This is a genomic window from Campylobacter sp. 2014D-0258, assembly GCF_008000495.1.
Lineage (GTDB): Bacteria > Campylobacterota > Campylobacteria > Campylobacterales > Campylobacteraceae > Campylobacter_D > Campylobacter_D jejuni.
The window spans coordinates 122965-149099 of sequence record NZ_VOAR01000029.1 but is presented as its reverse complement, the minus strand read 5'-3'; the positions used below and the strand labels follow the sequence as shown (position 1 = coordinate 149099).

The window sequence follows — 26135 nt, the reverse complement described above, 5'->3', positions numbered from 1 at the left end:
TTAATTCTCCATATCTGCTAAACCCATAGGTTCAATGTTAAAAAATTCATCACTTGCAATTTTATCCACATAGCTCATTTGTGCGCCTGGATATTGCATCATTCTCCAACCATTTTTATTATCATTTCCGCCATAAATTGGATCAGCTAAAACTCCAGCTACTGTCATATCTCTTAAAAGTGTGAAAAAATAAGAAGATTTAAAACCTGTAGTTTGAATTTTTCCTTTTTCAAAATCACTTAAAATTTTATCCTGATCTCCACCTTTAAGCAAAGAAAAAGATTTTTTATAACGCTTTTGAGCATTTTCTTCAAGAGCACGCACACCTTCTAAAAAAATATCTTTGCGTTGCATAGGAGTTTGATAGCCTTGTTCAGCTTTACCCTCAATGAAAGGTCCTTGCATATATTCTCTATCATTATAACCATAAGCACTAGCTAGCTGATTATCGATAAAATAAGGCACGCCTAAACCTATAGCTCCTTCTCCTTGCTCATCTTTAGGATAAATTCTTTCACAGGCTGCACTTAAGGTATCAAATTCAGTTTGAGTTTGAAAAAACATTCTACCTCTAACTTTATTTGATTTCCTTTGTGAAGCTTGATGCGAATGCGTAAATTCTGCTGCCTTTAAAACAGCACCGCCACCTATAGTACTAGCTGCTACTACAGAACCACCTAGAAGCCCTAGTTTAAAAAAGCTTCTGCGATCAATAATATTGTCTTGCATTACTTCTCCTTGATAATAATTTAAACAAGACTATATTAGCCCTATTAATATAAATTTAACTTTAAAAAGCGATAAATTTTGTGTTATTCTTAATTTTATTTAAGTATATCTTTGAAAGTAATGAAAATAGAACTTTTAATAAAGCTCTATATCTTTAGAATTAAGTTCTTTATAAGCTGCACAAGCTTCTTGATGTTTTTGATCACAAGCCATACCAAAATATCTTTTTGCCTTTGTTAGATCTTGTTTTTCTAGTTGATTATAGCGTCCTAGCAAATAACAAGCCTCACCAAAACCTAAAGTGCAAGATTTAGAATAAAAAGCAAGAGCAGATTTTACACTTGCTTTAACAAGCTCTCCTTTATCATATAAAGATCCTAACTGATAACAAGCTCTTGCATTTTTTAAGTCACAAGATCTTTTATAAAAACTTGAGGCCATTTGTCCATCTTTTTCTTTTTCATAAAATAAAGCTATATTATTACAACTTAACGATTCTCCTAAAGTGCAAGCTTTATTAAAAGCCAAAAGAGCTTCATTTTTATAACCTTGATTTTGCAAAAGCAAAGCCATATTAGAACACGCATTTGCTAAACCTAATTTGCAAGCTTTATCATAAAATTTATAAACTTGATTTAAATCCTTACTCACGCCCTTAGCACTTTCATGCATAAAAGCTAAAGAAAAACAAGCTTTAGAAATATCTTTTTCACAAAGATTCTTAAAAATTTCATAAGCTTTATCAAATTTATTTGCCTCGTAAAGTTTTAAACCCTCTTCTAGCTCACTTAATGCAAATAATGAATTAAAAAATAAAAATAAAGTTAAAAATATTCTCATTAATCTTCCTTTATACTTTCTCTAACATTTAAAATCTGTGCTCTTCTTTTTCGAAGTTCTGCTTTTTTAAGATCTAAAAATTTACTTTTTTCTTGGATTAAAATTTGACTTTGTTCTAAAAAATTTTTTGCAATTTTTGTCAAAATAGGTTTATTAATAAGCAAAGCTTCAAACTCATAAACATTTAATTCATTTAAAACTCTTTCATAAATTTCACTTTTTTTAGGATAAAAAAGTACAAATTCAGAACTATCAAGCTCATAAAGAACACGACTTTCATTGATTTTACGACTAAAAAATGCAAGGCTTAGTTTCGTAGCATTTTCATAATTTGTAAAAGCCTTAAGATTTAATTTTTCAAAAAATAAATCAAGCTCTAAAATACTTCTAAATAAAAGCTCCTTAAAATCTTTCAAAAAGTACTCATCACTTGCATTGCAAAAAGCTCTTAATTCACTAAAATTTTTATCACTTTGGAAAATGTGATCTTTTTGTATGTTTGAAAATTCTGCTTTAAAAAGCAAAATTTCTCTCTCAAGTATGTTTATAAAATCTTTTAATTTCATCTTGATTTCTTCAAAAGATTTATAAAGTTCATTTTTGATTTTTTTAAACTCTTTACTCATTACATCACTATTGTAAAACATCGCCAAAAAAGCATCGTCGCTTGAAATATAAGGCACTTTATAATCATATCTTGTGTATAAATCTTTCTTTAAAAATCCTTTGCTTTCTTTGTAAAAATAAGCATCTTTTTCCTTAACACTTGCAAAAATTTCACTAGAAATTCTTTCGCTAATGCTTTTAAGCTGTTCTAAAATCTGATGATTTAAAATTTCAATCTCTTTTAAAAAATTTTCATACGCTAAAAGTAAATGCTTTTCATAACTTTGAAATTGATTTAATAAACGATCAAAAATACCTACAAAAAGTTGGTTTTCATCTTCTAAAATTTCGCATAAATTTAAAATTTTTCTTTTAACAAATTTTTCTTTTAAAGCTGTTGTATCTAGCTGAGTTAAAAAATCAAGCAAAGATTGAAAATTAGATTTTTCATAGCTTTGCTCATCTTTAGCTTCTTTGCAAGAAATGGCAATAAGCTCATCAAAATATTTTAAAAATACACTTTTTGCATAATTTAAAACATTATCTAGCTCTTCTGTGTTTAATTTATCTTTTTGATTTAATACACAAATGCTATTTTCTCCTAAAAGTTCTAAATTTGCTTTTATGGCATCTTCTTCACTTTTTTTACCTGCATTATCAATTAAACTTAACCAAATCGCTCCATGAATATTTTTAAGCTCATCAAGAGTTGTTAAAGTATCATTTTCATTTGCATTTAAACCCGGAGTATCTACAAGAGTGATTTTTTCAAGTAAAGGAATAGGTGCAAAAATATGCAAACTTTTTGCTTGTTTTACTTCATTTCTTTGATCCGTATAAAAGGCTAATTTTTCTATATTTGTGATAATATCACTTCTATCTTCAAATTCTACTCTTAAAAAATATTCTTTTGCATAGCGTAAAAAAGTAGGTTTAAAAGTAACAGGAACAACACCCGTAGGCAAACAATCACACCCCAAGATCAAATTTAGTAAACTTGATTTACCACTTGAAAACTGCCCTATAATAGCGATATTAACATTCTTATCCAAAGAAAATACAAGCTCTTTTAATTCATTTTCTAAAGCATAACTTGCATGCATAAAAGGCTCATTAAGTTCCTTGCAAAGCTCTTGAATACGCCCTTTAAAACTATCATCAAAACTCACACTATAAGTATTTTCATAGGCTTTTATAAAATCATTTAAAAGATTAATCTGCATTTAAAAGCCCCATTTCAAGTTGTTTTAATTTTTCAATTTTTTCTAAATTTTCTTCAAAAGAATTTAAAATATTAATATCTTGATTTTTCAGACTCTGTAAAACTTTTTCAAGACTTTCTAATTTTGATTTTTGATTTTTTTCATAATGTTTTAATTTATCATTTAAAAACTCAAAAAATGCTCCATTGATATTTAAAGAATTTAAAATTTCGCTCATTTTAAATTCTTTAAAAGTATCAAAAATAACCATATCTAAATTCGTTTCAAGCTCATATAAATCTGATTTTAGATTGCTTAATTTTTCAATTTTCAATCTTAAAAGTGCAAATTTTTCGCTTTGAAAAATACTATCTATATTTTTTGAAATTCCATCTTTAAAACCTTCAAAACCATTATCAAAATCATCTTTTAAAAAATCATATTTTAAAGATAAATTTGTTTTAAGCTCCTCGATTTTTTTAATATTTTCAAATTTAATTTCTCTTAAAATATCATTAATCCCATCTTTTGTGGTAATATCAACTATATTTAAAATACGAGAAAGATTAAGCTTTTGTGCATTATTTTTCAAATATTTAAACTCATCTATCAAACGTTCTTTTAATTTTTTAGCCAAAAGTAAAACAAGATTATCTATGCCACTATCTATATTTTTAAGTTTTGCAACGGAATTTGAAATTTCATCTTGTGCTTCTTTTAATAAGATATTTTGCTTTTGAAGTTCAAGTAAAAGCTTTTGATTTTCTTCACTTACACCTTGTTTATTCTCCTTAATAAGACGATTTTGCATTTCATATTTGCTTAGAATATTTTTAAGTTCCAAATGTAATTCTTTTTTGTAAGCTCTTAAGGCAATCTTGCTTTTTTCTCCTGTATAAAGCTCGTTAAAAAGATAGTTTTCAAATTCTTGCATACCACTTTTTTGCAAACTTTCCTTAGGTGCTAAACCCTTATAAAAATCACTTGCCATTTTAGCACTCACACATAAAAAATCAATCTTTTCAACCAAATTTTCATCTAAATCCACAAGTCTTGATTTTAAGCTTTCTTTGGTATAAACAATGACTTCTTCTAAATCCTTTTTGCTTAACAAATCCGCTTTAGTTAAAACAATTAAAAACTTACTCAGCCTTGAATTTAAAAGACAATGCACCAAAAAGTCTGCATCTTTTTGAGTTAAGCTTTGAGAAGCATTCATTAAATGAATTAAAAAATCACTTTCTCTAAGATACTCATTTGTAACAATTTCTCTTTGAACTACAACATCATCAAGCCCTGGAGTATCAACTATAGAAATATTATTTTTTAAAAATTCTAAATGACTTTTAATTTCTATTTTTTTAATTAAAGCTGAAATTTTATTTTTAGCAGAACTGAAATTTTTAAGCTCACAAAGTGCGATATTTTGTATCAAAGGTTTATCCTTAATAAAATCTTCTATATTTACACTCTTATCCAGCTTATCAATAAATTCTTTTAAATCTGCATTAAAGTGCGAACTTTCAAGTATATTTTGCCATTCTTTTTTATCCCAAAAATATATCTTTGCTTCTTCACTCTTACCATAGCTTAATACTGTTAAATTAGCTGTTTCAGGTATGTTTGAAACCCCTAAAAAATCTTCTTTTAAAAGAGCATTTAAAAGACTTGATTTTCCTGCATTCATCACGCCAGTGATGGCTATATTAAACTCTAAATTTTGAAATTTTTCCAAAGTTTTTTGAAGTCTTGATTTTAAATTTTCATCAAAACTTAGCTTTTGAAGCTCTAAATTAATGGTGTTTAATTCTTTAAAATCATTTTGAAATAAAGCTTTTTGATCTATACTTTGAACTTTTTCTTGTAAAATAAAATCAAATATTTCGGTATTTTTCGAAATTTTTTCTAAAATTTTTAGAGCCTTAAGTAAATCTTGCTTTGAAATAAAACCTGATTTAAAAAGATTTAAAATACAAATTTGAGCATTTTGCATACTAAAAATATCCACTCTTAAATCAATTTTTTTGCAAAGCTCTTGAAATTCTTTTAAGAGAAAATATCTTTCATAATTGTCTTTATTGACACTTAAAATAATCGCACACTCGGCTGTATCAAGTTTGCTTTTATCTTGAAATTTAGCATCAAAATTTAAAAATTGGAGTTCATTTTGCCAAATTTTTTGGAATAATTCTTTCACAATCTTCCCCTTAAAAAGGGGAAAGATTTATTTATTTCTTTGAGCGACAAGTTGTCTTCTCATATAAGCGATTTTACTTTGTAAAGGTAATTCTTTAGGGCAATTATCTTCACAAGCAAGCAATGACATACAACCAAAAACACCATCATCATCGCCTACTAATTCATAAAAATCTTCCACACTTCTATGGTCATGCGGATCTTGTAAATATCTAGCTGTTCTTAAAAGCCCTGTAGCAGCTATGAAATTTGGGCGCATAAGTTTAGTTGCACAAGAAGCTACACAAATTCCACACTCTATACAACGATCAAGTTCAAAAGTTTCATCCGCAACTTCTGGCTCAATGCGTTCTTCAAGTTTAGAAATATCAGTTTCTTTTTCATTATGCACCCAGCTTTCAACACGCTTACACATGTCTTCAAACCACTCGCCTGTATTCACGCTTAAATCTTTAATATGCCTAAATGCAGGCATAGGCATAAGCTCTATCACTCCATCAGGATAATCTTTAGTCAAAGTTTTACAAGCAAGTTTTGGCACTCCATTAATCATCATTGCACAAGATCCGCAAATCCCTGCACGACAAACAAAGTCAAAACTCAGATCTGCATCCATTTTTTCACGGATCAAAGTCAAACATACAAAAACCGTCATAAAAGGAGTTTCTTCAAGCTCATAAGTCACAAAATGTGGTTTAGAAATTTTGCTTAAAGGATTGTATTTAAATGCCTTTATTGTCAATTTTCTACTCATAATCAACTCCTATTCTTTGGTTTGGTGCTTTATATTTAGCTTGCAATTCATAAGGCATTAAGGCGTTTTGAATTTCATAACGACCTTTGCCTTCAGCTTCCATTTTTTCACGGATAGCATCCACTTCAGCTTGGCGTTTTTCACTTAAAGGATTTTCTATAATATTTCCTTTAGCACCGTATCCACGGAATGCTGGTGGAATTTCCATTTTCATAATATCAAGCTCTTCGTATTCTATGCGTGGTAAGGTTTCGCCTTCTACCCAAAAAGTATTGGTTCTTTTCATCCAATTTAAATCATCTCTTTTTGGATAATCTTCCCTATAATGCGCCCCACGACTTTCTGTTCTTAAAAGTGCTCCATAAGCTACGCAAAGTGCTATTTTTAACATTCTTGGCACTCTATACGCTTCTTCAAGCTCTGGATTTGCACAATCAAGTTCTTTACAATGTACTTTAACGTCTTGAGAATCTTTATAAAGTTTTTCAAGTTCATCTACTGCTTCTTTCAAACCTTCACCTGTTCTAAAGATGGCCACCTTATCCCACATGATTTCTTTCATTCTGTTTTTGATTTCAAAAACATTATGTTTACCTTCTTTATCTACTAAAGATTTTAAATATTGATACTCTTTAGTTAAGAAGTCTTTTACTACATTTGTGTCAATTACTTCACCATTATTTTTACAATAATCTGCAAAATAATCTCCCACTATCATACCTGCTACAACAGTTTCAGCACATGAATTTCCACCTAAACGATTAAATCCGTGCATATCCCAGCAAGCTGCTTCTCCACAAGCAAAAAGTCCGTTTAACCATTGACTTTCACCCGTTGGTTTAGTTCTAATTCCACCCATAGAATAATGCTGCATTGGAAGAACTGGCGCCCAACCTTTTGGACCCTCATCTGCTGGATCAATACCATTAAAAGTTTTACAAATATCTTGTACATCGCGGAGATTTTTTTCCACATGAGCTCTTCCAAGTATAGAAATATCAAGCCATAAATGATCCCCATAAGGGCTTTTTACACCTTTGCCTTTACGAATATGTTCCATCATTCTACGACTTACCACATCACGGCTTGCAAGTTCTTTTTTCTCTGGTTCATAATCAGGCATAAAACGATATCCATCCACATCGCGTAAAATTCCACCATCACCACGACAGCCCTCAGTAAGCAAAATACCGCTTGGCACAATAGGAGTTGGATGAAATTGCACTGCTTCCATATTTGAAAGTCTGCAAAGCCCTGTTTCAAGAGCGATGGCTGCACCTGTTCCTTCACAAATTACCGCATTTGTAGTTTGTTTATAAATTCTACCATAGCCCCCTGTTGCTATCATGGTTCCTCTTGCAATATAAGCAATGAGTTGTCCATTAGTTAAATCTCTAGCGATCACACCTAAGCATTTTTTACCATCATGGATAATTCTTACTGCTTCCATTCTATCAATAATTTTTACTTGATGTTTAATAGCTTCATTTGCTACACCATAAAGCATACAATGCCCTGTTGCATCTGCGATATAGCAAGTTCTCCATTTTTTAGTTCCACCAAAATCTCTAGCATTAATAAGCCCGTGCGCTTCTTCTTTTTCTTCAATCACAGTTTTTTGTGCATTGATTACAACAGTTCTTGGACCTTTAGTAACTCTAGTCCAAGGCACACCCCAAGCCGCAAGCTCACGCACTGCTTTTGGCGCAGTTTGAGCAAACATTCTTGCTACTTCTTGATCACAGCCCCAATCACTTCCTTTTACTGTATCTGCAAAGTGAAGATCTTCATTATCACCCTCACCTTTTGCCCCATTTGCTAAACTTGCCTGCATACCTCCTTGCACCGCTGCAGAGTGAGAACGCTTCACTGGACAAATACTTAAAAGTGTTACACTTTGGCCACTCTTTGCTACTTCAATAGCCGCTCTAAGGCCTGCTAATCCTCCGCCTATTACTAAAGCATCACTATATTGTATATTCATAATTTGCTCCATTGTAGTTTTTTATCATCGCAGTAGTTTGGGTTTGATTTTGGTAGTTTTCATAACCTATTTTTATAAATGCTGCAAGACTTAACACACCTAAAACTAGGAAGAAAATACTGATTATCCATTTAGCAGTTTTAAGCTTTTTGCGACTTTCTTTTACATTTTTTCCTTCAAACCAACCCCATTTAACACAAAGTCTATAAAGCCCTATACTTCCATGAAGTTCAACACAGACTAAAAGAACAGCATAAAAAAGCCACATAAAATGACTTACAACCCTATCTCCTGACATATCGCCGCTGATTTTATCTGCATTGGTTACAATAAAAATAAGATGAGCAGAACCTAAGAAAAACATAATAAAACCTGTAAAAGCTTGAACCCACCATAACGAAGTATCGCTGTGATTCATTTTTTTACTGTGTGTTCTTAGTATTTGATACTGACGGTAATTAATAGGAAATTTTCTCATTGCAAGTAAAGCATGAACGAAAAAAACCACTAAAACACAGGCGGCTAAAAATGAAGTAAGATAACTCATAACAGGATTATCGTAAACAAATTTTAATTCTAAAAAATGCACTACAGAATTAAAAAAATCCTCACTGACTAAAATTGTAGAAACAAAAAGCATATGCACCCACATAAAAAGACCTAAAAAAAGCCCTGAAGCACTTTGGATAAAGTCTAATTTCGCAGGCATTTTACTTTTTTTGCCCTCAATGCTCTTACCCAAATAACCTTCGATAAGCTCACGCATCTTTACTCCTTTGTAAAAAGAAATTAAAAAAAATCCATTTCATTATATTACAAAAGTCTTTAAGATAGATTAAATATTTACTTTTTTAAACTTTATACAAATATAAACTAACAAAGCTGTTATAAACATTATAAAACTTAAAATTTGCCCCATACTCATACCCCATAAAACAAAACCTATACCAAAATCAGGCTCGCGATAAAATTCACATATAAATCTTGCCAATGAATAAGCACCAGCATACACAAGAATCAATTCCCCTTGAAAGCTTTGCTTAAATCTTGCTAAATAAACTATAATAAAAACAACAATACCTTCTAAAAATGCTTCATAAAGTTGCGATGGATGGCGCAATACTCCATCAACATAAATTCCCCAAGGCACATTTGTAATGCGACCAAAAAGCTCTTGATTTAAAAAATTTCCTATACGACCAAAAACATAAGCCAATGGAACACTTAAAGCAACCAAATCAAGAAAAATCCAAGGATTTGTTTTATATTTTTTACAAAACAATAAAGTAGCTATCAAAAATCCTATAATTGCTCCATGATAACTCATACCTCGAATACCTACAAATTCACCATTAATATAAGGATTAAAAATTTGCCAAGGATGAGTAATATAATACATAGTATTTGCATCATAAATCAAAATATATCCAAGTCTTGCACCTAAAATAACCCCTATTTCAACCCATATAAAATAACTATCCAAATGTTTTTCATTAATGTCTAGTTGAAATTTTCTTACAAAAAATTTAGCCAAAAGCAAAGCCAAAAGCAAAGCTATAACATACATAATGCCATACCAATGCACCTTTAAACCAAAGATGCTAAAAGCTATAACATTAAAATTTGAATAAATATGCTGCCAAAATTCCATATATCTTTCCTAATTTTCTTTTATAAAAATATAACAAAAAAACTTTAACTTGCTATAATTAACACAAACACATTAAATAAAGGTAAAAAATGAAAAAATATATTTTACTTGCTAGTAGTATGTTAATTTTAGCAGCTTGTGGGGGTACAAGTAGTAATTTTGTCAATGTTTCTATGCCAAATTTTAAACCCCAAGTTCCAACAAAGGTTGAACCTATTAATTCTGGAGTAAGCATTGCTCTTGAGCCTATTAATATAGAACAAAATAACAATTATTCTGATTATTTTGAAAATTCAGTGCTTAAAATTCGCATAGAAAAAGAAATTGATCTTTTAAAACAAAATTTAGAAGAGCAGATCAAAACCATCGCTCAACTAAAAGGCTATAAAATAGTTACTACTAATCCAGACTACACTCTTAAAAGTTCAATCAGTATTTATACGGAAGAAAAAAATGCACAAAAAACAAGCAATTTTATGAGTGGAGATTATGTAAAATCCAATTTAGGTATAAATTTTAAAGGTAAAATAGATTTTATAGATGCACACAATCCACAAAATTCAACCAATCTTTCAAGTAGTACTAAACTAGATTCTTTAGTTGCACTTAACTATCCTATTAAAAATGATGATGGGGTTAATATGTTTAAAACTACTATCTCCACTGTACCAACTCAACTCAATAAAGGTTTAGAGCAACCTGCTTTTGAAATTGATAAAAGTTTTTTAGCTTTTTATAAAAATACATTAAATACACTTTATAACAATCTACCAAAAGCAACAGACATAGACAAAACTATACCTAATACAAATAGTGGTTTTAATAGTTTTGATGGCGATGCTACCTTTGAAGAAAGCTTACCTCAAACAAATTCTAATCAAAATAATACAATTGAAAACACGCCTACACAAAATATTCCTACAAATCCATCTTCAACAAATCAAAATAATCAAAGTAAAAATCAAGATGGGGTAGAAATATTTGAATGATAAAACTTGTGAGAAAATTAAACTTTCTCACACAAAAAATAAGTTTTTCTTATGCAAAAAAATAACTATCATTCTACTTTAAAATCAATGCCTGTTGCATTGCATTTTTTATCATCTCTCTTTTATCTCGTATTTCAAAAAAAAGCTCAAAAGCAAAAACCCCTTGCCATAAAAGCATATCAAGTCCATCTTTAATTTTTAAATGATACTCTTTACACAATCTATAAAAAGGTGTTTCTCTGCCATAAATTACCTCAAAAGCAAATTTAGCTTTAGGTAAAATTCTATCTAAAAGCTCTCTATCGCAAGGTAAATTTTCATCTTTTAATCCAGCAGAAGTTGAATTTACAACCAAATCAAAGTCAAAATCTTGCAAGTTTTTATAAAGATAAGTTGGATAAGCTAAAAAATCTTTAAATCTTTCTTTACTACGATTAGCTATATACACTTCTACACCTTTTTGTTTTAATGCATAAGCAAGCGCCAAAGCTGTACCTCCAGCACCCAAAATCAAAGCTTTTTTTATATTATCAAAATCCTTAATAGCTTCTAAAAAACCTAAAGCATCAGTATTATAAGCGTAAATTTTATTTTCTTTTAAGCATAAAGTATTTGCAGAGCCAATATTTCTAGCAAAATCATCCTTCACATCAGCAATATCTAAAGCTTTTTCCTTAAAAGGCAAAGTAATATTAGCTCCACTAAGTCCTAATTTAAAAAAATCTTCTCTTAAACAGTTAGCATTTCTTAAATGATAGCGTGTATAAATGCTATCAAGCCCTAAGGCTTTAATAGCATTATTATGCATTCTAGGCGATTTAGAGTGAGAAATAGGATCGCCTATAACTGCTAAAAATTTCATTTTAAAGTAAAAGAAAAAGCATCTTTTGCAATATCCTTACGGATTTTAGCAAGTTCTGCTGCAATATCTGCCTTTTCAAATGGTCCTATTAAAACCTTGGTAATTTCTTTACCTCCAACTGTAGTTTTATAAAGTTTATAATCATAACCTTTTTGTTTTACAGAAGCAAGTTCTTTTGATTTTTGATCCAAATTACTTACTGAGAAAATTTGCACATAAATACCCGATGCTAAACCACTTGGATGTACAGGTTTAGCATCAACATTTTTAAATAAATCATTTGCATTTTGTTCTTTTTTAGGGGTTTGTTTTGCACTTTCTTTTTCTTTTTTTACAGCTGTTTGTTTTTTTGCTTCTTCTTTAGGTTTTGCAGTTTGTTTTACTTCTTGTTTAGGAGTACTTGCTTGTGGAGTAGTTTCTGAAGCAGTTGCTGTTGGTTCTGCTGGAACTTCTTGATCAGGCATAGCAAAATTTGTAGTATCATTGTTATTTGAACTAGAGGTTGTTGTATTTTGTTCATCTTGAAATTGCTTTCTTAATGCCTCAAATTGATCTTCTGCTGAAGTATTATCTGTAATTGGCATACTTTCAAAAGAAGTATCATTGTTATTGTCTTGAGTTGCCATAGGTTCACTTGGCAATACACTTTGATTTTGCGTATTTTCATCACCACTACCATTAATAAGCTTCATAACTATCATAATAGCTAAAAACAAAATAACTAAAGCAATAACTCGTAAAAGAATTTTTTTTACTTTTTCACTTTTATTACTTTTTTCTAAAATAATATCATCAAATTCATTTTTTTGATTTTCCATAATTTGTCCTTTCTTACATATGCTTAGACCAAGAACTTCCTCGTTCTTTTTGATAAACCTCATAAGGCAATATTAAAATATTAAATTCCCTAGGTACATCCATGCTAGGAAACACCTTCCATTCTACTGGCATTTTACTTGCAAACATCATTGAAAGTTTAGACGCTAAAGAATAACCTTCGTTTAACGCCGTGTGTCCTTTATGAATATAAAGATGTAAATGTCCTGGAGTTTTAGTCTTATAGGCTGTGAAATTTATAAAACCTTCTTCTCTTAAAATAAGTTGTGCACGGTGATAAAATCTTTCAGCATTAAAACCATTATAATCAAAGACAATATTTTCTACTTTATTATCTTTTGTTATTAAATCATGAGCGACAACAATTTTTTTAGCAGCGTGTTCTCTCATGACATTTAAATTTAAAGGAGCATCAACTCTTTCAAATTTATCAAAAAATAAGCGACCTCTATGTGTAATTTTATTTACAATTTTATCGCGTCTTATATAATAATGATCGCCAATTATTTTAATTAGCGACATATCCATTGGTGAAATCAAAACATAGCCCTTTCATAAATAATAAAATTACTTGCAAGTTTTTTTAATTCTTGTTTAATATTCTCTTGTAATTTTTCATTATTAATATCATCTAAAATATCTGCAATATAATTTGACACAATTTCCATTTCTTTTTCTTTAAAACCTCTGGCAGTAAGGGCTGGAGTTCCAAGTCTTAATCCACTTGTGATAAAAGGACTTCTAATTTCTCCTGGAACGGTATTTTTATTTGCAGTAATACCTGCATTTCCAAGAGCTAAATCTGCATCTTTTCCACTAAATTCACGATCTAAAAAACTCATTAAAACAAGGTGATTATCCGTTCCATCGCTAACAAGTTTAAATTTTCTATCCATTAAAACATTAGCTAAAACTTGAGCATTGGTTCTTACTTGTTTTGCATAAACTTTCCACTCATCGCTAAGATTAAATTTAAATCCTACTGCTTTTGCAGCAATTACATGCATCAAAGGACCACCTTGAATACCTGGAAAAATGGCAGAATTAATTTTTTTAGCAAGCTCTTCATCATTTGTCATAATAATACCACCTCTTGGGCCACGCAAAGTTTTATGCGTAGTTGAGCTTACTACATGAGCGTGTGGAAAAGGACTTGGATGCTCACCTGCCACAACAAGACCTGCAATATGTGCTATATCAGCAAAAAGATAGGCGCCTACTTCATCAGCGATTTCTCTAAATTTAACAAAATCAATCACTCTTGCATAAGCACTAGCTCCACAAACTATAAGTTTTGGTTTTTCTTTTTTAGCAATTTCTCTTACTTTTTCATAATCAATTCTTCCATCAAGTTCTACGCCGTAAAAACAACTTTCGTACATTTTACCTGAAGAACTTACTTTTGCACCATGAGTTAAATGTCCACCATGACTTAAATCCATTCCTAAAATTTTATCACCTGGATTAATCAAAGCCGCATAAACACCTTGATTAGCTTGAGAACCTGAATTAGGCTGAACATTAGCAAATTTACAATTAAAAAGTTTTTTACATCTTTCAATAGCTAAAGTTTCAATCTCATCAACAAATTCGCAACCACCATAATATCTTTTACCTGGATAACCTTCTGCGTATTTGTTTGTCAAGATACTTCCCATAACTTCCATTACTTCAGGTAAAGTGAAATTTTCACTCGCTATCATTTCAAGACCTTCACATTGACGCTCTAACTCTTTGTTTGTCAAATCAAAAATTTCTTTATCAAACATTTCTAAACTCATTCTTTCTCCTTTAGTTCTGATTTTAATGGACGCATTGCAGGAAACAATATCACATCTCGAATAGATTTTTTATTTGTCAAAAGCATAACAAGTCTATCTATGCCTATACCCTGCCCTGCCGTTGGAGGCATTCCATAACCCAAAGCATTTACAAAATCTTCATCCATTTCGCAAGCCTCTTCATCACCTGCATTTTTAGCTTCAATTTGTTTTAAAAATCTCTCATATTGATCAAGAGGATCATTAAGCTCATTAAAACCATTTGCCAATTCTCTTCCACAAATAAACAACTCAAATCTCTCAGCAATCTGAAAATCCTCATCGCTACGTCTTGATAAAGGACTTATGGAAATAGGAAAATCAATCACAAAAGTAGGATTGATCAATTTTTCTTCCACATAATTATCAAAAAGTTCAGCTTGTAAATGTCCAAGTTCAAGCTTTTCATTCGCTTCGAAACCATCAGCTTTTAATTTAGTAAGAATTTTTTCCTTATCTTCGATTAAATCTCTATCCAAACCACCATATTTACAAAGTGCATCTTTATAGGTTATTCTTTCAAAAGGTTTAGAAAAATCTATCATTTTTCCATCAAATTCTATTGTTTTTCCCAAATTAAGTTTATCTAAAAGTAAAGCAAAAAGTTCTTCAGTTAAATCCATTAAATCTTTATAATTATGATAAGCCCAATAAAATTCTATAGTTGTAAATTCGGGATTATGAGTTAAATCCATACCTTCGTTTCTAAAACAACGATTGATTTCAAAAACCGCCTCAAAACCACCCACTACAAGTCTTTTAAGATAAAGTTCTGGAGCAATTCTTAAAAATCTTTCTACGCCTAAAGAATTGTGAAAAGTTACAAAAGGTTTAGCATTTGCTCCACCTGCAATCGGATGCATCATAGGAGTTTCTACTTCTAAAAAGCCTTTATTTTCAAAAAAATGACGGATTAAACTCACCACTTTAGAACGCACTAAAAAATCTTTTCTAACTTCTGCATTCATTATCATATCAACATAACGTTTGCGATATCTTTGCTCAATATCTGTTAATCCATGATATTTTTCAGGTAAAGGAACAATAGCTTTTGTAGCGAGTTTTACTTCACTTGCATGCAAACTAAACTCACCTGTTTTAGTTACAAAAGGAAAACCTTTAACCAAAACAATATCACCTACTTCTAAATTCTTTTTCAAAATCGCATAAAGTTCTTCGTCTACGCTATCTTTACTAAAATAAATTTGCAAATTTGTATCTTCATCTTCAATGTTTGCAAAAATCGATTTCCCAGCTATACGCAAAAGTTTCAAACGTCCTGCAACAACAGCATTGACACTTTCATCTCTTTTTTCAACTTGCTCTAAAATATAAGAAAATTTATCCTTAAAAGTCTTTAAAGACATTTCTTTTTCTAAAAAATGAGGATAAGGATTAATCCCTAAATTTTTTAATTCCTTAGCTTTTTCTATTCTTTGCTGCTCTAAAATATTATCAAACATTTATATTTTTACCTTTGCTTTTTGATTATTACAATCACCACAAACACCATAAAGCTGCATCAAATGCCCTGTAAGTTTAAAACCATGTTCTTTTGCAATCAAGGCTTGCTGTCTTTCTATAATAGGATTTTCAAACTCTATAATTTTTCCGCAATTTTTACATATCATATGATCATGGTGAGGTTTATTGGCAAGCTCGTATTTTTTACCTGCTGAACCAAAAGAAATGGAAGTTACCATTTCTGCTTCTTCAAGCAAATTTAAAGTACGATAAACAGTTGCAATTCCTACATTTAAATCGGGTTCAGCTTGTTTGATTTCCATATATAAACTTTCGGGTGTGTAATGAGTATCACTGTGATAAAGAGTTTTTAAAAGTACTTCTCTTTGCTTGGTATATTTAAGTCCGCCTTGTCTTAATATTTTTTTAAATCTCTCAAGTAAAACATCATATTCCACATTTTCTATCAGCATATCACTCCCCTTTTTGAGTATTGTTTAAATCACTTACAATATCTTGCAACTTTTCATTAGCATGATCTAGACTATTTTCTGTTAAAGGTTGATTCATAATAAAAGATCCAGTTTCTTTAAGCAAATTCAAAGTATAGCTATTTTTAGCAAAATTATCTAATTTATCATTTAAAAAATCGATTCTTGCTACACAAAAAACTAAAATTGCAAAAATTAAAAAGATTTTTGCCCCGCCAAATATAAAGCCACCAATACGATCTAAAAAACCTAGGCCACTTAATTTAATCAACTTAGAAAGAAAATTACCTGCCAACAAACAAGCTATCCAAAAAATAATTAATATGGCCAAAAATCCAGCAAATCCAGCTAAGCTTTGATTTTCTATCTTATAAAAAGTACTTTGTATAAATTCAGCTGCTTGAGTTGCATATTTTGAAGCAATAAAAACACCACCAATAATACCCAAAAGCCCAAAAATTTCTTTTATCAAACCATTGATAATACCCTTAAGCCCTAAAAGCAAGGTAAATCCTAAAATAAAAGCATCAAACCAATAAAAATTCATTTCAATCACTCTCTGATTTTTTTTGTTTTAAATTTATTCTACAAATAAGCACTAAATGCTAAGTTAATCATTCTATGATTTTAGGAACAACAAAAAAATGTTCTTGTTTTTTTGGAGCACAATCTAAAACCTCATCAATAACATTGCTATTTCTTATCTCATCAATCCTCAAAGGAGCTCCACCTTTTATAGTACTCACAGTAATCTCTTGGGAATCTAGATCAAGTTCGTTTAATTTTTCAACAAAATTCACAATTTCACTTAACTGTGCAATGGTTTCATTTCTATTTTTTGTTATTTGTAAAGCACTTAATTTTTCAAGCTTGCTTAATAATTTCTCATCTATTTGCATTTCTTAAACCTTAATAAAAAAGTTAAAATTTTGAAAATTATATCATAAAAAGCTTTAAATTGTTTAGGATATTTTGCAATTTATATGATACAATACCATAATTTTTCTATACAAAAATAAAAATATTTTTTCAAGGATAAATTTTGGGACTAAAAGATAATTTAAAAGCTGTTAAAAATGAACTTAACACAGAAGAACAATTTATAGAAAATTTTATCAAAGGAGAGAGATTTATACGCAAGTATAAATTTTATATATCTGCTGTTGTGATAATTTTAGTTGCTTGGTTTGCTGGAAATTTTATAATCTCAAAAATAAACGATTATAAAACAAAAGAAGCAAATGAAATTTATGCCAATCTAATACAAGATCCTAGCAATAAAAATCTTTTAGAACAACTTAAAAATAAAAATACCAATCTTTACGCTATCTTTTTACTAAAAGAAAATATTAATGATTTTAATAATACAACTCTCCAAAATGAACTAAAACAAATTTATAATAATGCTCAAACAAACACTTTACTTAAAAATATTATTGCATTATCTTTAGGGGATAAATCGATATTTTTAAAAAATTATGATAAATTATTAGAAGCTTACAAACTTTTAGAGCAAAATAAAATCGAAGAAGCTAATGTTTTACTTTCTCAGATAAAAGAAAATTCAAGTTTAAATCAAATAGCTAAAAACCTCAAACATTATCAAGGCATTACACAATGAAAAAAATATTTTTAACACTATTTTGTTTAATATTTCTATGTGCTTGTGGCACCAAAAGACAATATTTTGAACCAAAACAAACCGATGGAGATTTAAGTCATAATAGCAATTTAAAAAGTAAAATCGTTGATTGGAATCTAGTTTCTGCAAAACTTAGCAATAATACAGCTATCTTAAAAAATAATATCTCCATAGACAAGTTTAAACTTCCTAAAAATTATATGCTTCTAGCTTATCAAGATGGGGAATATTTTACTGCAGATAACAATGGAAATTTAAAAATTTTTGACAATTCTTATAATGAAATTTATAATTTTCAATTTGACGCTAGTGTTGTAGGAGTAGCTTCTAATGGAGATGATTTAGCCCTTGTACTTGCAAACAATACTATAGTTCTTGCAAATCGTTCTTTGGGTATTAAATTCAGTCAAACCCTAACCTCAGCTCCAGCCCAAGACAGTCGTACCGCTAATCCTATATTTTTAGACAATATCATCGTTTATCCAACACTAGATGGTAAAATTTTAATTCTTTCAAGAAACAATCTTCAAATCATTAAAGATGTGGTTATTTCAGCAGAAAATTTTTTCAACAATGTAATCCATCTAAGTGTAATCGGAGATAAACTTATAGCAGCAACAGCTAAAAAAATCATTGTTGTAAGCCCTGCTAGAACTCTTTATCTTGACGCTGACATAAAAGATGTTGCACTTAGCGATGATGGTATTTTTATACTAGAAAAAGATGGCACTATTATTAAAACTGATTATAACTTAAGAAAAATTGCGGAAAAAAAATTTGAATTTGCTATTTTTGTAAAAAGCAATATATACAATAATTATTTATATATTTTTGAAAAAACAGGCTATCTTATCAAAATGAATCTGAATTTAGATAATGCACAAGTATTTAAACTTTCAGAAGCTGTTGATAAAATTTCTTTCATGGGAAATGGTAAATTTTACTACGGAGATAAAATTTTAGATTTGCTATGATAAAAATTTTAGAACAAACAATAAAGGCTTTAAAATTAAATTTAAAGCCCTATGACTTAAGTATGTTGACTAGAAAAAAAAGTTATATTTGCGCTAAAGATCAAAATAACATTCTTTTTATGTATACAGGAAAAACAAAATTTTTAATGAAAGATGCCTTATTTTTAGAAAATCTAGCACAGCAAATTAACATAAATAGCAAATATTTTTTTAGCATGGCTTCTCTTTGCTCTAAAGCAAAAAATCATCTAGAAATGAAAGGATTTAATATCTATGCTGCTCTGTGATATTGGGAATTCAAATGCTAATTTCCTAGATGATAACAAATATTTTACTCTTAGTATAGATCAGTTTTTAGAATTTAAAAATGAACAAAAAATTTTTTATATCAATGTCAATGAACATCTCAAAGAACATTTAAAAAATCAAAAAAATTTTATCAATCTTGAACCTTATTTTTTATTTGATACAATTTATCAAGGATTAGGAATCGATCGCATAGCAGCTTGTTATACTATTGAAGATGGAGTTGTTGTAGATGCAGGTAGTGCTATTACAATTGATATTATTTCTAATTCTATACATCTTGGTGGTTTTATCTTGCCAGGTATTGCAAATTATAAAAAAATTTATAGCCATATTTCACCACGATTAAAAAGTGAATTTAACACTCAAGTTAGTCTTGATGCATTCCCACAAAAAACCATGGATGCTTTAAGTTATGGTGTTTTTAAAGGAATTTACCTACTGATAAAAGATGCCGCTCAAAATAAAAAGCTTTATTTCACTGGTGGAGATGGGCAATTTTTAGCAAATTACTTCGATCACGCAATTTATGATAAACTTTTAATCTTTCGAGGAATGAAAAAGATTATAAAAGAAAATCCTAATTTACTTTATTAAAAATGTTACAAAAATTCTCATTGATATCAAACCTTAATGAAATTTAACTTTTTGTAAAACAAATTCAATTAAACTTCTATTTAGAAAAAAGTTTATTAAAATAAAAAAAGGAAAAACAATGAGCCAACAAGAATTTGATGTGCTTGTCATCGGAGCTGGAATTTCAGGAGCAGCATTATTTTACGAGCTTGCAAGATATACAAATATTAAAAATATTGCTTTGATAGAAAAATATAATACAGCTGCAACATTAAATTCTAAGGGAACGAGTAATTCTCAAACCATTCATTGTGGAGATATTGAAACCAATTATACTTTAGAAAAAGCGCGAAAAGTAAAAAGAACAGCTGATATGATAGTTAAATATGGACTCATGCAAAATGCGCAAAATAATTTCATGTTTTCTCATCAAAAAATGGCTCTAGCTGTTGGAGATATAGAATGTGATTATATGAAAAAACGCTATGAAGAATTTAAAGAACTTTATCCTTATATAAAATTTTTCGATAAAGCAAAAATCAAACAAATTGAACCCAAAGTTGTTTTAGGAGAAGATTGCAATCAAGATAGACCTGAAAATATCTGCGCCATGGGTGTTGAAAGTGGCGAGGTTTTTACAACTGTAGATTTTGGGAAAATGAGTATAAATCTAATAGAACAAGCACAAAAACAAAATAAAAATACTTTCGTTGCCTTTAATCAAGAAATTATTCACATAGAAAAAAAAGATGATATTTTTATATTAAAAACCTCAAATCATCAAGAATACCATGCCAAAAGCGTAGTTGTCAATGCTGGAGCGCACTCTTTATATTTAGCACATAAAATGAACTTAGGTATGGATAAGTCTTGTTGGCCTGTTGCAGGAAGTTTTTATTTAACCAAACAAAAACTTTTAAATGGCAAGGTTTATATGGTGCAAAATCCTAAACTTCCATTTGCAGCTCTTCATGGAGATCCTGATTTGCTTGCTGATATGAACACTCGCTTTGGACCTACTGCACTTGTTATTCCAAAACTAGAACGTTATCATGGTCTAAAATCAGTTCCAGAATTTTTTGAAGCACTAAAACTTGATAAAACTGTTTTAAAAGTAACTTTTAATATGTTTAAAGATGCAACAATTAGAAATTACATCTTTTATAATTATCTTTTTGAACTACCTTTTATTGATAAAAGCTTATTTGTTAAAGATGCCAAAAAAATAGTCCCAAGTCTTAAAGCAAGCGATATTTATTATGCAAAAGGTTTTGGAGGCGTAAGACCACAAGTTATTGATAAAACTAAAGGAGAATTAATGCTAGGTGAAGCAAGCATCACAGAAACCCCTGGTATTATTTTCAATATGACTCCAAGTCCTGGAGCAACAAGTTGTCTAGGAAATGCTGAAAGAGATGCAAAGCTTGTATGTAATTACCTAGGAATGGAATTTAACGAAGATAAATTTTCTTCAGAATTATTGTAATCATTTTGTTTCTATTTTTAGCTACAATAATTTCAAAAGGAGTTTACCATGCTTAAAAAAACAAAAATTGTAGCCACAGTAGGTCCAGCAAGTGAAAAGGAGGAAATTCTACGCCAAATGATTATCAATGGTGTAAATGTTTTCCGTTTAAACTTTTCTCATGGAACACATGAGTATCATAAAAAAAACTTAGATACCATAAGAAGAGTAGCTAAAGAATTGCATACTCGTATTGGAATTTTACAAGACATTAGTGGTCCTAAAATTCGTACAGGTGAACTTAAAGAACCATTTGAATTAAAAAAGGGTGATAGACTTGATTTTTATCGTGAAACAATTTTAGGGGAGAAGATTGCTCAAAATCATTATAAAATCAGTATCAATCAAAAATCCATTTTAGATATGTTAAAAATTGATGAATATATTTATCTATATGATGGATCAATTCGTGCTAAAGTAGTAAACATAGATAATCAAAAAATTGAAACCATTATAGAAAATGATGGTTTTTTAAACTCAAATAAAGGTATTAATTTTCCGAATACTAAAATCAATATTGATGTTATTACACAAAAAGATAAAAATGATTTACTTTGGGGTATAAAAAATGAAGTAGATTTTTTAGCAATATCTTTCGTACAAAATGCGCACGATATTGATGAAGTTCGTGAAATTTTAGCACAAAATAACGCAAAAATATCCATTTTTGCAAAAATTGAAAAATTTGATGCAGTAGAAAATATTGATGAGATTATTAAATCTAGCGATGGTATAATGGTTGCAAGAGGAGACTTAGGTATTGAGGTACCTTATTATAAAGTTCCTAATATCCAAAAAGAAATTATACAAAAAGCAAACAATGCCTCTAAGCCTGTTATTACTGCGACTCAGATGCTTTTTTCATTAGCCAAAAGCAAAACCGCCACAAGAGCTGAAATTTCAGATGTTGCAAATGCTGTTTTAGATGGAACAGATGCAGTAATGCTAAGTGAAGAAAGCGCTGTTGGTATAGATCCTGCAAACGCTGTTGATATAATGTGCCAAACTATAGTAGAAACAGAAAAACGCTATCCATATAACAAATTTAATGATTTTAATGATTTAGACAATACAGATAAAATCATGCGTTCTTCAGCTCATCTTGCAACAGATCTTAACGCTGATGCTATTTTTTCTTTAACAAGTAGCGGAAAATCTGCTATTAAGATTGCAAGATATCGTCCAAATATAGAAATCATAGCAGTAGGGCATTCTGAAAAAACCTTAAACTCTTTAAGTATAGTTTGGGGAGTTAATCCTGCGATCTTGGTTAACAAAAGTAATGAACTTACAGAATTATTAAAAGACTCTGTAAGATCAAGTGTTGAAAAAGGTTTTATGGATGAAGACAAATGCTATCTTCTAACTGCAGGCTTTCCAACAGGAGTAGAAGGTACTAGCAATCTTATCCGCATTCTCAATAAAGAGCAAATTGCTTATTATCTACAATAAAACATTAAATTCCTTTGAAAATAAGGAATTTAATGTCCTTATAAATTTTTTAAGTCAAAAGTCGATATAAATTAAAGCCTCACACAAAGGAGCAAATATGCAAGTGAATACTTTTTCAAATATCGCTAGCATGGCACAAACACAAGTTAGCAATAAGAAGGCAGATGATGCTAAGGAAAACACAAAAGACAAAAATGTTCAAAGTGCTAATTCTAGCAAGGATGTAGATAAAAATACCCTTGAAAAATTAAATGCACTTGGTGGAAAGGGCATTACACAAATTTACCTAGTTCAGTTTCAACAGCAAACAATGAATGCTGTAATAGGTTCGAGCAATGCCCAAACTGGACTAGATAGTCTTTTAAATGGTGCCAATTTAGATACTGCGAAATCTATACTTACAAATATTGATTTTGCATCCTTAGGCTACAGTGGCAAAAATCCACTTGATATGAATACAGATGAACTTCAACAACTTGTAAGTGAAGATGGTTTTTTTGGAGTGGAAAATACAGCCAATCGCATCGCGGATTTTGTTATTAAAGGCGGTGGCGACGATGTTGAAAAATTGAAAAAAGGTCTTGAAGGTATGAAAAAAGGATTTGAGCAAGCAGAAAAAATGTGGGGTGGAGAACTTCCTCAAATCAGTCAAGATACAATAGATGCGGCACTTAAAAAAGTTAGCGATCGCATTGATGAACTAGGCGGAAAAACTCTAGATCTTCAAGCTTAACTAAAAATGCTTAGAAATTTCTAAGCATTTTTAGTTGTTATTAATATCAAAAGTAAAAAATTCACTCTTAAAATTATTAGGTAAAGTTTTATACTGAGATATCGCAGCTTCATAGTTCTTTACTTCTTGATACAACATACCAAGAGCTGCTTTACTTTCTTTGTTATTTTTATCTGTAAGTTTAGAAAGCTGCAAAAGCGCTATAGCTGAATTTGGATTATTTGCACCTACGGCTGCTACGGCTGCTAAAAATAAAGTTTTAGTATCTTTTGCTCCATAATCATCAATCAAAGAATTATAAAGCGCATAAGCCTCCTCGTATTGCTGTGCAAAAATATCCAAATAAGCTAAAGTTTGTAAAATACCCTCATCTTTTGCTCCTGAAACATTAATCAACTCTTTAAATTTCTGTCTTTCTAAATTTAAAAGCCCTGCAATATGCATTAAATTAACATAAAATTCCCTAGCGATACTTGGCCCACCAAAAACACTACGATAATCAAGTTTTAAATTTTTAAAATGAATTTGAGCATTTTGAGCATATTCTTTAATATTTAAATTTGAATTTAAAGAATTAAAATACAAAATATTTGCCAAAATATCTTCAGGCAACTCTGAACGCAATTTAGCAATTTTCACATCTACTTGATTATTAAGGTTATTATTTTTAGCAACAATAGCTTCAAAAATCAAACTCAAAGGCGTGTCTTTTTTTGTTTCATCTAAATAAGGAAGCATAGAAATATAATTATTATTAACTAAAAATAACATACTTTTTTGCATATTAGCTTTAAAATTAGAATCGGCAGCTATATTATCAAGAATTTCATTGTAAAGTTTAGTTGTATCAATATCAATTAATTTTGCACAAAACATAGCAAAAGCACCTGCTAAGTAATTTTTAGGATTAAGATGATATGAACTTGAAAAATGCTTATAAGCAAGTTCATAATTTTGCATTTGGGCATAAGTTAAAGCCAAATTATAATGTAAAATACTATGTTCTGGATAATCCTTGATAAGTTTTTGAAATTCTTGGTTAGCAAGGCGTAACTTCTGATTTAATGCATAGTTAATAATATTGGCAATTTTTACATTGGTAGATGAAAGAGCCTTGCTTATATTAAGATAAATTCCCGCATCAGTACTATCATCAACGAAATCTGTAACATTAGCTTTTTTAATATATAAAGCAGCCTGCTTACTATCAAAAACCTGATAAGGTGCAAAATAAAAAAGCAAATCGAATTGATCTTTTTGTTTTTTTAGCAAATCTTTTGAAAAAGAATTTTGAGCAACTGCTATATTAAAAAGATCCTTATTTAAACGAACTTGAATTTTATAAGTATCTAAAATCTTATATCTATCTTTATCGTTATCATAAGAATTTTGCAAGCGCGCTAACATATCTTGATAATTTCCTGTTTTAATATCAACCAATGTTAAAGCCGCCAAACTCTGATTAAAATCTCTTTCAATTTTCATCGCTGTACTTAAAGCGACTTTAGCTTTAGCATATTCTCCTATTCTAGCGTATAAAAGACCTAAAGATAAACTAGATTCAAAATTGCCTTGAGAATTTAATTGCTGTATAGCCTTGGAATCAAAGTCCATTTTTGCATAAATTTTAGCAGACAAATACTTTGCAACATCAGAATACGGCTCCACATCTGTTCTTTGTAACATTTGTAAGGCCTCAGGGTAATATCCTTTGTAATAATTAATCAAGCTTAAATAATAATCATATAATTTTGATTTTCCTTCTTTTGGAAGATACACTTGAGCTAAATCAATATAATATCTAAATTTTTCCTTATCATTAAGCTTTAAAGCACAAACAGCAGCATTGATAGCAGCTACACTTTGATTTTCCCCATTGGCTATAGCTTTCTTGAAACTTTCAAAAGCTTCTTGGAATTTATTCTCATTCATTTGAGAAACGCCTAAATTATAATTAGATAAAGATTCGTTATATACGGCAACTTGCTCATAAACTTTTAAAGCCTGTTCAACCTCACCCTTTAAATATAAAGCATTTGCTTTTTGGATCATACCATCAATTCTTTGCATATCATTGTATTTATATGATTCATCAGGCATAACAGCAGGTTGTTCTAAAGGCTTAGAAGCTATAATATCTGGTTTAATTTTTCCTTCACTAAAAGTTAAATAAAAAAGTGTAAAAACTAAAATACAAATAATCCCCAAAGATAAACCCACAAGAGACATAAACTTACGATCTTTATACCAAGGCGTAGGCTCTTGACTTTCAACTTCTTCAAAAGTTGATACATCTTCAGGCGCACTTTCTCTTGTAAATTTAAAACCACTATCACTATTTTCTTGAGGTAATTCTTCTGGCAATGATGCAAATTCTTCATCTTCTGGAGCTTGCCCCTCTTGCCCCTTAAATCCCTCTAAACTCTCATCAAGTCTTGGTTGATTTAAGCCATCTTCGGGTTTTTCTAGTATTATATCTTCTTGTTCAGCCATCTATACTCT

The 26135-nt window shown here is 29.9% G+C and carries 25 protein-coding genes; 8 read left to right on the top strand and 17 right to left on the bottom strand.

Features of this window, described 5'->3' with window-relative positions:
• The 8 genes from SR62_RS08465 to lgt all read right to left on the bottom strand — a co-directional run bounded on the left by SR62_RS08465 (nt 1) and on the right by lgt (nt 9962).
• Nucleotides 1–729, bottom strand: coding sequence for a gluconate 2-dehydrogenase subunit 3 family protein (locus tag SR62_RS08465; RefSeq protein WP_147502356.1), 729 nt, complete (start codon nt 727–729; stop codon nt 1–3).
• Nucleotides 730–864: 135 nt separating this feature from the next.
• On the bottom strand, nt 865–1569 hold the full coding sequence (locus SR62_RS08460) for a tetratricopeptide repeat protein (protein WP_002889906.1): 705 nt from the start codon (nt 1567–1569) through the stop codon (nt 865–867).
• Nucleotides 1569–3398 (bottom strand): dynamin family protein, encoded by a 1830-nt coding sequence (locus SR62_RS08455; RefSeq protein ID WP_002875093.1) that lies wholly within the window; start codon nt 3396–3398, stop codon nt 1569–1571. The genes SR62_RS08460 and SR62_RS08455 overlap by 1 nt, the downstream gene beginning before the upstream one ends.
• A complete protein-coding gene (locus SR62_RS08450) occupies nt 3388–5574 on the bottom strand; it encodes a dynamin family protein (RefSeq protein WP_147502355.1) in 2187 nt (728 codons plus the stop codon). The genes SR62_RS08455 and SR62_RS08450 overlap by 11 nt, the downstream gene beginning before the upstream one ends.
• A 27-nt stretch (nt 5575–5601) precedes the next feature.
• Nucleotides 5602–6327 (bottom strand): fumarate reductase iron-sulfur subunit, encoded by a 726-nt coding sequence (locus SR62_RS08445; RefSeq protein WP_002854302.1) that lies wholly within the window; start codon nt 6325–6327, stop codon nt 5602–5604.
• Nucleotides 6320–8311, bottom strand: a complete 1992-nt coding sequence (locus tag SR62_RS08440) for a fumarate reductase flavoprotein subunit (protein WP_002854193.1) — start codon at nt 8309–8311, stop codon at nt 6320–6322. The genes SR62_RS08445 and SR62_RS08440 overlap by 8 nt, the downstream gene beginning before the upstream one ends.
• Nucleotides 8295–9077: a fumarate reductase cytochrome b subunit gene (locus SR62_RS08435; protein ID WP_002854660.1), complete on the bottom strand. Its 783-nt coding sequence runs from the start codon at nt 9075–9077 to the stop codon at nt 8295–8297. Before SR62_RS08435 ends, SR62_RS08440 begins: the two co-directional genes overlap by 17 nt.
• Nucleotides 9078–9146: 69 nt before the next feature.
• Nucleotides 9147–9962 carry a prolipoprotein diacylglyceryl transferase gene (lgt, locus tag SR62_RS08430; RefSeq protein WP_002854600.1) on the bottom strand — a complete coding sequence of 272 codons (816 nt, stop codon included), beginning with the start codon at nt 9960–9962 and terminating at the stop codon, nt 9147–9149.
• An 89-nt stretch (nt 9963–10051) separates the two neighbouring features.
• Here lgt and SR62_RS08425 point away from each other — a divergent pair, with 89 nt between their 5' ends.
• Complete coding sequence (locus SR62_RS08425; RefSeq protein WP_147502354.1) at nt 10052–10951, top strand: membrane lipoprotein lipid attachment site-containing protein; 900 nt, start codon at nt 10052–10054, stop codon at nt 10949–10951.
• Nucleotides 10952–11024: 73 nt separating this feature from the next.
• Here the strand turns inward: SR62_RS08425 and SR62_RS08420 are convergent, their stop codons facing one another.
• The 8 genes from SR62_RS08420 to gatC all read right to left on the bottom strand — a co-directional run bounded on the left by SR62_RS08420 (nt 11025) and on the right by gatC (nt 17324).
• On the bottom strand, nt 11025–11813 hold the full coding sequence (locus SR62_RS08420) for a shikimate dehydrogenase (RefSeq protein WP_002872551.1): 789 nt from the start codon (nt 11811–11813) through the stop codon (nt 11025–11027).
• Nucleotides 11810–12631 (bottom strand): SPOR domain-containing protein, encoded by an 822-nt coding sequence (locus SR62_RS08415; protein ID WP_002892632.1) that lies wholly within the window; start codon nt 12629–12631, stop codon nt 11810–11812. Before SR62_RS08415 ends, SR62_RS08420 begins: the two co-directional genes overlap by 4 nt.
• Nucleotides 12632–12644: 13 nt before the next feature.
• Complete coding sequence (locus SR62_RS08410) at nt 12645–13190, bottom strand: DUF1882 domain-containing protein (RefSeq protein ID WP_002859481.1); 546 nt, start codon at nt 13188–13190, stop codon at nt 12645–12647.
• Nucleotides 13187–14431, bottom strand: a complete 1245-nt coding sequence (locus SR62_RS08405; protein WP_002880821.1) for a serine hydroxymethyltransferase — start codon at nt 14429–14431, stop codon at nt 13187–13189. The genes SR62_RS08410 and SR62_RS08405 overlap by 4 nt, the downstream gene beginning before the upstream one ends.
• Entirely contained in the window at nt 14428–15933 is a 1506-nt protein-coding gene (lysS, locus tag SR62_RS08400) for a lysine--tRNA ligase (protein WP_002880819.1), read from the bottom strand. Before lysS ends, SR62_RS08405 begins: the two co-directional genes overlap by 4 nt.
• Nucleotides 15934–16407 (bottom strand): Fur family transcriptional regulator, encoded by a 474-nt coding sequence (locus SR62_RS08395; RefSeq protein ID WP_002854230.1) that lies wholly within the window; start codon nt 16405–16407, stop codon nt 15934–15936.
• A 1-nt stretch (nt 16408) separates the two neighbouring features.
• Nucleotides 16409–16972, bottom strand: coding sequence for a CvpA family protein (locus SR62_RS08390; RefSeq protein ID WP_002880818.1), 564 nt, complete (start codon nt 16970–16972; stop codon nt 16409–16411).
• A 67-nt stretch (nt 16973–17039) separates the two neighbouring features.
• Nucleotides 17040–17324 (bottom strand): Asp-tRNA(Asn)/Glu-tRNA(Gln) amidotransferase subunit GatC, encoded by a 285-nt coding sequence (gene gatC / locus SR62_RS08385; protein ID WP_002858734.1) that lies wholly within the window; start codon nt 17322–17324, stop codon nt 17040–17042.
• A 143-nt stretch (nt 17325–17467) separates the two neighbouring features.
• Between gatC and SR62_RS08380 the strand changes: the two genes are divergently transcribed.
• The 7 genes from SR62_RS08380 to SR62_RS08350 all read left to right on the top strand — a co-directional run bounded on the left by SR62_RS08380 (nt 17468) and on the right by SR62_RS08350 (nt 23633).
• A complete protein-coding gene (locus tag SR62_RS08380; RefSeq protein ID WP_002851102.1) occupies nt 17468–18046 on the top strand; it encodes a hypothetical protein in 579 nt (192 codons plus the stop codon).
• On the top strand, nt 18043–19041 hold the full coding sequence (locus SR62_RS08375; protein WP_002861152.1) for a hypothetical protein: 999 nt from the start codon (nt 18043–18045) through the stop codon (nt 19039–19041). The genes SR62_RS08380 and SR62_RS08375 overlap by 4 nt, the downstream gene beginning before the upstream one ends.
• Complete coding sequence (locus SR62_RS08370; protein ID WP_002880816.1) at nt 19038–19328, top strand: hypothetical protein; 291 nt, start codon at nt 19038–19040, stop codon at nt 19326–19328. Before SR62_RS08375 ends, SR62_RS08370 begins: the two co-directional genes overlap by 4 nt.
• Nucleotides 19315–19944, top strand: coding sequence for a type III pantothenate kinase (locus tag SR62_RS08365; RefSeq protein WP_002854234.1), 630 nt, complete (start codon nt 19315–19317; stop codon nt 19942–19944). The genes SR62_RS08370 and SR62_RS08365 overlap by 14 nt, the downstream gene beginning before the upstream one ends.
• Nucleotides 19945–20062: 118 nt before the next feature.
• A complete protein-coding gene (locus SR62_RS08360; protein ID WP_002880815.1) occupies nt 20063–21409 on the top strand; it encodes an FAD-dependent oxidoreductase in 1347 nt (448 codons plus the stop codon).
• Between the two features lie 48 nt (nt 21410–21457).
• On the top strand, nt 21458–22900 hold the full coding sequence (gene pyk, locus SR62_RS08355) for a pyruvate kinase (RefSeq protein WP_002892634.1): 1443 nt from the start codon (nt 21458–21460) through the stop codon (nt 22898–22900).
• Nucleotides 22901–22997: 97 nt separating this feature from the next.
• Nucleotides 22998–23633 carry a hypothetical protein gene (locus SR62_RS08350; RefSeq protein WP_002860276.1) on the top strand — a complete coding sequence of 212 codons (636 nt, stop codon included), beginning with the start codon at nt 22998–23000 and terminating at the stop codon, nt 23631–23633.
• Nucleotides 23634–23663: 30 nt separating this feature from the next.
• Here SR62_RS08350 and pflB read toward each other — a convergent pair whose 3' ends face one another.
• Nucleotides 23664–26126, bottom strand: coding sequence for a motility protein PflB (pflB, locus tag SR62_RS08345; RefSeq protein WP_002892804.1), 2463 nt, complete (start codon nt 26124–26126; stop codon nt 23664–23666).
• Nucleotides 26127–26135: the final 9 nt, after the last annotated feature.

Bases quoted from the DNA above. Each gene is read 5' to 3' on its own strand.
- SR62_RS08465 (WP_147502356.1), bottom strand. From the start codon at position 729: ATGCAAGACAATATTATTGATCGCAGAAGCTTTTTTAAACTAGGGCTT.
- SR62_RS08460 (WP_002889906.1), bottom strand. From the start codon at position 1,569: ATGAGAATATTTTTAACTTTATTTTTATTTTTTAATTCATTATTTGCA.
- SR62_RS08455 (WP_002875093.1), bottom strand. From the start codon at position 3,398: ATGCAGATTAATCTTTTAAATGATTTTATAAAAGCCTATGAAAATACT.
- SR62_RS08445 (WP_002854302.1), bottom strand. From the start codon at position 6,327: ATGAGTAGAAAATTGACAATAAAGGCATTTAAATACAATCCTTTAAGC.
- SR62_RS08440 (WP_002854193.1), bottom strand. From the start codon at position 8,311: ATGAATATACAATATAGTGATGCTTTAGTAATAGGCGGAGGATTAGCA.
- SR62_RS08435 (WP_002854660.1), bottom strand. From the start codon at position 9,077: ATGCGTGAGCTTATCGAAGGTTATTTGGGTAAGAGCATTGAGGGCAAA.
- lgt (WP_002854600.1), bottom strand. From the start codon at position 9,962: ATGGAATTTTGGCAGCATATTTATTCAAATTTTAATGTTATAGCTTTT.
- SR62_RS08425 (WP_147502354.1), top strand. From the start codon at position 10,052: ATGAAAAAATATATTTTACTTGCTAGTAGTATGTTAATTTTAGCAGCT.
- SR62_RS08420 (WP_002872551.1), bottom strand. From the start codon at position 11,813: ATGAAATTTTTAGCAGTTATAGGCGATCCTATTTCTCACTCTAAATCG.
- SR62_RS08415 (WP_002892632.1), bottom strand. From the start codon at position 12,631: ATGGAAAATCAAAAAAATGAATTTGATGATATTATTTTAGAAAAAAGT.
- SR62_RS08405 (WP_002880821.1), bottom strand. From the start codon at position 14,431: ATGAGTTTAGAAATGTTTGATAAAGAAATTTTTGATTTGACAAACAAA.
- lysS (WP_002880819.1), bottom strand. From the start codon at position 15,933: ATGTTTGATAATATTTTAGAGCAGCAAAGAATAGAAAAAGCTAAGGAA.
- SR62_RS08395 (WP_002854230.1), bottom strand. From the start codon at position 16,407: ATGCTGATAGAAAATGTGGAATATGATGTTTTACTTGAGAGATTTAAA.
- SR62_RS08390 (WP_002880818.1), bottom strand. From the start codon at position 16,972: ATGAATTTTTATTGGTTTGATGCTTTTATTTTAGGATTTACCTTGCTT.
- gatC (WP_002858734.1), bottom strand. From the start codon at position 17,324: ATGCAAATAGATGAGAAATTATTAAGCAAGCTTGAAAAATTAAGTGCT.
- SR62_RS08375 (WP_002861152.1), top strand. From the start codon at position 18,043: ATGAAAAAAATATTTTTAACACTATTTTGTTTAATATTTCTATGTGCT.
- SR62_RS08370 (WP_002880816.1), top strand. From the start codon at position 19,038: ATGATAAAAATTTTAGAACAAACAATAAAGGCTTTAAAATTAAATTTA.
- SR62_RS08365 (WP_002854234.1), top strand. From the start codon at position 19,315: ATGCTGCTCTGTGATATTGGGAATTCAAATGCTAATTTCCTAGATGAT.
- SR62_RS08360 (WP_002880815.1), top strand. From the start codon at position 20,063: ATGAGCCAACAAGAATTTGATGTGCTTGTCATCGGAGCTGGAATTTCA.
- pyk (WP_002892634.1), top strand. From the start codon at position 21,458: ATGCTTAAAAAAACAAAAATTGTAGCCACAGTAGGTCCAGCAAGTGAA.
- SR62_RS08350 (WP_002860276.1), top strand. From the start codon at position 22,998: ATGCAAGTGAATACTTTTTCAAATATCGCTAGCATGGCACAAACACAA.
- pflB (WP_002892804.1), bottom strand. From the start codon at position 26,126: ATGGCTGAACAAGAAGATATAATACTAGAAAAACCCGAAGATGGCTTA.